Annotated in this window: 7 protein-coding genes; 4 read left to right on the top strand and 3 right to left on the bottom strand. The window is 62.0% G+C overall.

Annotated features, from left to right (window positions below):
• Positions 1–109: 109 nt before the first annotated feature.
• Both ccoM and HX869_RS30845 read right to left on the bottom strand, forming a co-directional pair.
• Positions 110–226, bottom strand: coding sequence for a cytochrome c oxidase subunit CcoM (gene ccoM, locus HX869_RS31740; RefSeq protein ID WP_003210916.1), 117 nt, complete (start codon positions 224–226; stop codon positions 110–112).
• Positions 227–369: 143 nt separating this feature from the next.
• Positions 370–627: a hypothetical protein gene (locus HX869_RS30845; protein ID WP_146014684.1), complete on the bottom strand. Its 258-nt coding sequence runs from the start codon at positions 625–627 to the stop codon at positions 370–372.
• Positions 628–664: 37 nt separating this feature from the next.
• Between HX869_RS30845 and HX869_RS30840 the strand changes: the two genes are divergently transcribed.
• The 3 genes from HX869_RS30840 (at position 665) to HX869_RS30830 (ending at position 3,289) form a co-directional block, all read left to right on the top strand.
• On the top strand, positions 665–1,537 hold the full coding sequence (locus HX869_RS30840; protein WP_178904150.1) for a LysR substrate-binding domain-containing protein: 873 nt from the start codon (positions 665–667) through the stop codon (positions 1,535–1,537).
• An 88-nt stretch (positions 1,538–1,625) separates the two neighbouring features.
• On the top strand, positions 1,626–2,096 hold the full coding sequence (locus HX869_RS30835; protein WP_178904149.1) for a RidA family protein: 471 nt from the start codon (positions 1,626–1,628) through the stop codon (positions 2,094–2,096).
• A complete protein-coding gene (locus HX869_RS30830; protein ID WP_372865728.1) occupies positions 2,093–3,289 on the top strand; it encodes an aminotransferase class V-fold PLP-dependent enzyme in 1,197 nt (398 codons plus the stop codon). The genes HX869_RS30835 and HX869_RS30830 overlap by 4 nt, the downstream gene beginning before the upstream one ends.
• Here HX869_RS30830 and HX869_RS30825 read toward each other — a convergent pair.
• Complete coding sequence (locus tag HX869_RS30825) at positions 3,286–3,627, bottom strand: hypothetical protein (protein WP_003210911.1); 342 nt, start codon at positions 3,625–3,627, stop codon at positions 3,286–3,288. The two genes, HX869_RS30830 and HX869_RS30825, sit on opposite strands and share 4 nt — an antisense overlap.
• Positions 3,628–3,843: 216 nt before the next feature.
• Between HX869_RS30825 and rapA the strand changes: the two genes are divergently transcribed.
• The coding region (gene rapA / locus HX869_RS30820) for an RNA polymerase-associated protein RapA (RefSeq protein ID WP_178904148.1) at positions 3,844–6,251 on the top strand (2,408 nt) is incomplete at its 3' end.

Genomic DNA, 6,251 nt, shown 5'->3' with positions numbered 1-6,251 from the left:
GCAACGGATATGTACACAAATCAAAAAATCCAAATCAAAAAATCCAAAACAAAAAAAAGGCGACCGAAGTCGCCCAAAATGCCTTGCGTGCTCATGTATCCGAAAAGACCTAAGGCCTCTTACGCTTATTAGCGTCTTTCCAGATAAAAATTCCAAACCCTACAAAGAACATCACCATGAGGCCAACCGTCAGCACTCCGGCAAACACCACATTATCGAAAAACATGACCGGCCTCCTGCACTTGCCCTGTTGCGATAGGGCTAAGTTAACCAAGAAGACGAAAGAAGAAATTGACGAGGATCAATGTCGCCCGCGACGGAGCGTAAAGAAGGGAAATAACTGACCTGCATCAAACGATGCAGGCTATATCAACGCTTTTTCGGTTTGCTTTTCGGCTTTTTCTTGGGCTTCCCCAACGGCATCGCCTGTTCAAACGCCTGGCGCACTTCATTCAGTCGCTTGTCATTCAGATCATGAACACGTTTGGCCCGTTCGGCATTCAGGTCAATCAGCTTGTCATCGTCACTCATGGCTTGGCTTACGTAATGGCTTGGATGCCCCAATAATGCGTCCTGCGCCAATCCCGCGTAAACAAAATCGATGTCATCCCGCGCATTTGCCCGCAAAATCCCCCCATCCCAACCCTCACACAGAGCGTTCGACGTGGCACTGCACAAGGACCTTCCCCCACTCCTGGCCCTGCGCGCCTTTGAGGCCGTGGCCCGGCATTTGAGTTTTATCAAGGCCGCCGCCGAGCTGTCAGTGACCCAAAGCGCCCTCAGCCATCAAGTGCAGAAACTCGAACAGCACCTGGGCAAACCGCTGTTTATCCGACGCACCCGCGCCATCGATCTGACCGAAGACGGCCAACACTACTACGACCAGATCCGCCCCGCCCTCGACACCATCGCCGCCGCCACCCGCCAGCAGCAAACACCGCCCGCCACCAGCGTACTGCGCGTCGGCCTGCTCGCCTCGTTCGCCACCTTGTGGCTGACACCGCGCCTGGCGGGGTTTCTCAGCCGCTACCCACACATCCAGGTGGAGTTGGTGCCGGCGATTCAGTTGGCAGATGTCGCCGCCGCCGAGGTCGACCTGGCGATTCGCTACGGCAAGGGCGACTGGACCGACGTGCAGGCCACGCGCCTGATGAGCGAAACACTGTCACCCGTCTGCAGCCCGGCGTTCAAGGCCAGCCAACTGGCCAATGGCCCGCTGCTGATGGCCACCTCGCACCGCCCTTTCGAGTGGACCGACTGGTCCCGGCATTATCAGGTGGATGTGGAGCACTTCCCCAAGGCGCTGCTGCACGACTACAACATCGTGGTCGAAGCCGCCGTCGCCGGCCAGGGCATCGCCATGGGCCGTCACCGCCTGATCGAACGCAGGCTCAAGGAGGGCACATTGGTGGAGGCCTTCGACTGGCCGCCCTATCAAAGCGAGATCGGTTACTGGCTGATTGCCCCGCATGGCGAAACCAGCACGGCGGCCGCTTGTTTCAGTGAATGGCTCAGGGAAATCTGCGCTGACGCATGAGTTATTTCGATACGTCGAGTTAAATCTATCCGTTTGTCGGCGAAAATCGCCCCGCCCATGCTGAAGACTCTTTCCAAGAGGATTCATCATGAGCCACTCCATCTCACAACGCGTACACGCCCTCGGCCTGAGCCTGCCGACACCCAGCCAGCCGATTGCCAACTACGTGAATTACGTGATCAGCCAGAACCAGCTGTTCATCTCCGGCCAAATCCCGCTGCTGGACGGCAAACCGACTTACATCGGAAGACTCGGCGAATCCATCAGCGAAGACGAAGGCGCCAAGGCCGCCGAACTCGCGGCGCTGGGCCTGCTGGCACAATTAAGCGATGCCCTGGGCGATGACCTGTCGCGACTGGTGCGCATCATTCGGCTGGGCGTATTTATCGCCAGCAGTGGTGATTTCCAGCGCCAGGGTGCAGTCGCCAATGGCGCTTCGAACTTGCTGGTCAACGCCCTCGGCGACAAAGGCCGGCATGCCCGTACGGCCGTGGGCGTCGCGAGCTTGCCGGGCGGCGTAGCCGTGGAGATCGACGCGATTTTCGAGTTGCAGCCGTGACTGCGCTGTCCCTGACCGAGGTCCGGGAGCTGCGGGACGAAACGCCGGGCTGCCAGTCCGGCATCGTCCACTTCAACCACGCCGGGGCCTCCCTGCCCAGCCAAGGGACGCTCGATGCAATCATTGACCAGTTGCAGCGCGAAGCCCGCGACGGCCCGATGGAGGCCGGCGAACACGGCGCACTGCTGACAGAAAAAGCCCGTCGCGCCGTCGCGCAACTGCTCAATGCACCCGTGTCATCGATTGCCTTCGCCAGCAGTGGCTCGACCGCCTGGAGCATGGCGTTCCAGGCGTTGGGCCCGTGGCAGCCAGGCGACCGCATTCTGGTGGGCCGCCACGAATGGGGCGGCAACCTGGCGAGCATGCAAACGGCCGTGCAATCGGGTGCACAAGTAGAAGTGATCCCCTGCGATGAAACCGGCGCGGTATCCGTCGCCGGCCTGGAAGCCATGCTCGACGCCCGGGTGCGGTTGATCGACCTGACCTGGCTCCCCGCCAACAGCGGCTTGATCAACCCGGCCGAGGCCATCGGCGCGTTGGCCAGGCGTCATGGCATTGCCTATTTCATCGACGCCGGGCAAGCCATCGGCCAGGTGCCGGTGGATGTGCAAGCGCTGCACTGCGATGTGCTCAAGGGCGCCGGACGCAAGCATCTGCGCGGCCCACGGGGGACCGCCCTGCTCTATGTGCGGCCGGATTTTCTCGAGCGCTTGAACCCGGCCCAACGCGATGTGTTTTCGGCGCCCTGGAGCCCTGCGGGATTTGACTTGCGCAACGACGCCCGGCGCTTTGAAACCAGCGAGGTGTCGTTCGCCTTGCTGGCAGGCCTGGGCAATGCGTTGCTGGAGGTCAATCGATTGGGGATCGAGCGGGTCCGCGAGACGGTCCGGCTGTTAAGCGACACAATCCGTGAACAATTGCGCCGAATCGACGGGATTACCTTGCATGACCTGGGAACCAGCGCAAACCAGTCCGGCCTGATCGCGTTCAACCTGGCCGGCTGGGACGCCTTCGAGCTCAAGCGCCGCCTGGGCCTCAAGCGGATCAACATCGGTGCCAATGGCGTGCCCTACACTCCACTGGACATGCAGGCCCGCGAGCTGGACAGCGTGGCGCGAATCTCCGTGAGCTACCTCAATACGGCGCAAGACATCGAGCAACTGATCGCCGCCCTGCGCGAACTGCGGGATTAAACCTCGACGTCCACCCACAAACCTTGCCGTGGTGCGTCTTCAATCAACGGCACCACCGGCACGGTGTTGTCGGCGTTGAGTACGTCACCGGGAACAGCCAGGTGCTCCTGCGAGTCTTCATCGGCTTCGCGGCGACGCTTTTGCTGTTCCTGCTGGCGACGCTGCTCCTCGCGCAGCAGCAAAGCCGCTTCCTCGGGATCGCGCTTTTGCAAGTCGATGGTACTTTCGTTGGAGCCTGGCTGAACCGGCGCCACGGGCGGGATATCCGGCTTCTGGCGCACCGGGTCAAGCTGCGACGTGACCGGCACAACACTCAAGGGCAGCATGGGTGGCAGCATATTATTAGTCTCCTGTTCAGCAGACTGTCGGCTGCGTGGGTGACGACTTGAGCGTCAAGCCGCCAACTTGTGAACCAATCGTCATCTATCCGACGAAGATACCGCCCTTTTTCTTGCCGCTTGTAGCTTAAAGCTCGAAGCTGCACCTATTCCTTTTGGTCTGGAAGCCGTGTTCCGTTAGAATAGTCGGCTTTTTCACGGCGGGAGTCAGGCAGCATGGCGCAGCAGTATCAACCGGGGCAACGCTGGATTAGTGACAGCGAAGCAGAGCTGGGGTTAGGCACCGTTCTGGCACAGGACGGCCGCTTGTTAACCGTGCTCTATCCGGCCACTGGCGACACTCGCCAGTATGCGCTACGGAATGCGCCCCTCACTCGCGTGAGGTTTTCGCCGGGTGACACCATCACCCATTTCGAAGGCTGGAAAATGACCGTGCAAGAAGTCGACGACGTCGACGGCCTGCTGGTCTACCACGGCCTCAATGGGCAAAACGAGCAGGTCACCCTGCCGGAAACCCAGCTCTCGAACTTCATCCAGTTCCGCCTGGCCAGCGACCGTCTGTTCGCCGGCCAGATCGACCCGCTGCCCTGGTTCTCCCTGCGCTACCACACCCTGGAACACACCAGCCGCCAGTTGCAGTCCTCGCTCTGGGGCCTGGGCGGCGTACGTGCGCAACCGATCGCGCACCAACTGCACATCGCCCGTGAAGTTGCCGACCGTATCGCGCCGCGGGTTCTGCTGGCGGACGAAGTGGGCCTGGGCAAGACCATCGAAGCCGGCCTGGTGATCCATCGCCAGTTGCTGTCGGGTCGCGCCAACCGCGTGTTGATCCTGGTGCCGGAAAACCTCCAGCACCAGTGGCTGGTGGAAATGCGCCGCCGCTTTAACCTGCAGGTCGCACTGTTCGATGAAGAGCGCTTTATCGAAAGCGATGCCACCAACCCGTTCGAAGACACCCAGCTCGCGCTGGTGGCCCTGGAATGGCTGGTGGACGACGAGAAGGCCCAGGACGCGCTGTTCGCGGCCGGCTGGGACCTGCTGGTGGTCGACGAAGCGCACCACCTGGTCTGGCACGAAGAAAAAGCCAGCCCCGAGTACTCGCTGGTGGAACAACTGGCCGAAGTGATTCCGGGCGTGCTGCTGCTCACCGCAACCCCTGAGCAACTGGGCCAGGACAGCCACTTCGCGCGCCTGCGCCTGCTGGACCCGAACCGTTTCCACGACCTGCACGCCTTTCGCGCCGAGAGCGAAAACTATCGCCCGGTGGCCGAAGCCGTCCAGGAACTGCTGGACAAGGGCCGTCTCTCGCCCGCCGCCCACAAGACCATCCAGGGCTTCCTCGGCGACGAAGGCGAAGCGCTGCTGACCGCCGTCAACGATGGCGACGCCGAAGCCAGTGCCCGCCTGGTCCGCGAACTGCTGGACCGCCACGGCACCGGCCGCGTGCTGTTCCGCAACACCCGCGCCGCGGTGCAAGGCTTCCCGGAGCGCAAGCTGCACGCCTACCCGCTGCCGTGCCCGGACGAATACCTCGAGCTGCCCCTGGGCGAGCACGCCGAGCTGTACCCGGAAGTCAGCTTCCAGTCGCAGCCGGACGTCGATGAAGAACAACGCTGGTGGCGTTTCGACCCGCGCGTCGAGTGGCTGATCGACCAGCTGAAGATGCTCAAGCGCACCAAAGTCCTGGTGATCTGCGCCCACGCCGAAACCGCCATGGACCTGGAAGACGCCCTGCGCGTGCGCTCCGGCATCCCGGCCACGGTGTTCCACGAGGGCATGAACATCCTCGAGCGCGACCGCGCTGCCGCCTACTTTGCGGACGAAGAATTCGGCGCCCAGGTGCTGATCTGCTCGGAAATCGGCAGTGAAGGCCGCAACTTCCAGTTCTCCCACCACCTGGTGCTGTTCGACCTGCCGTCCCACCCGGACTTGCTGGAACAACGGATCGGCCGTCTGGACCGGATCGGCCAGAAACATGTGATCGAACTGCACGTGCCGTACCTGGAAACCAGCCCGCAAGAGCGCCTGTTCCAGTGGTACCACGAGGCGCTGAACGCGTTCCTCAACACCTGCCCGACCGGCAACGCCTTGCAGCACCAGTTCGGCCCGCGCCTGCTGCCGCTGCTGGAAAACGCCGACGACGGCGAGTGGCAAGCGCTGATCGACGAAGCCCGTGCCGAGCGCGAGCGCCTCGAAGCCGAACTGCACACCGGCCGCGACCGTTTGCTGGAGCTCAACTCCGGCGGCGCTGGCGAAGGTGATGCGCTGGTGGAAGCGATCCTTGAGCAAGACGACCAGTTCACCCTGCCGATCTACATGGAAACCCTGTTCGACGCCTTTGGCATCGACAGCGAAGACCATTCGGAAAACGCACTGATTCTCAAGCCCAGCGAAAAAATGCTCGACGCCAGCTTCCCCCTGGGCGACGACGAAGGTGTGACCATCACCTACGACCGCAACCAGGCGCTGTCCCGCGAAGACATGCAGTTCATCACCTGGGAACACCCGATGGTGCAGGGCGGCATGGACCTGGTGCTGTCCGGTTCCATGGGCAACACCGCCGTGGCGCTGATCAAGAACAAGGCGCTCAAGCCGGGCACCGTGTTGCTGGAACTGCTCTACGT

Origin of the sequence: Pseudomonas sp. P7779 (assembly GCF_013386315.1) — a bacterium.
Classification (GTDB): domain Bacteria; phylum Pseudomonadota; class Gammaproteobacteria; order Pseudomonadales; family Pseudomonadaceae; genus Aquipseudomonas.
Note: the sequence above shows the minus strand (reverse complement) of the source record. Positions and strands in the feature narration are given on the sequence as shown.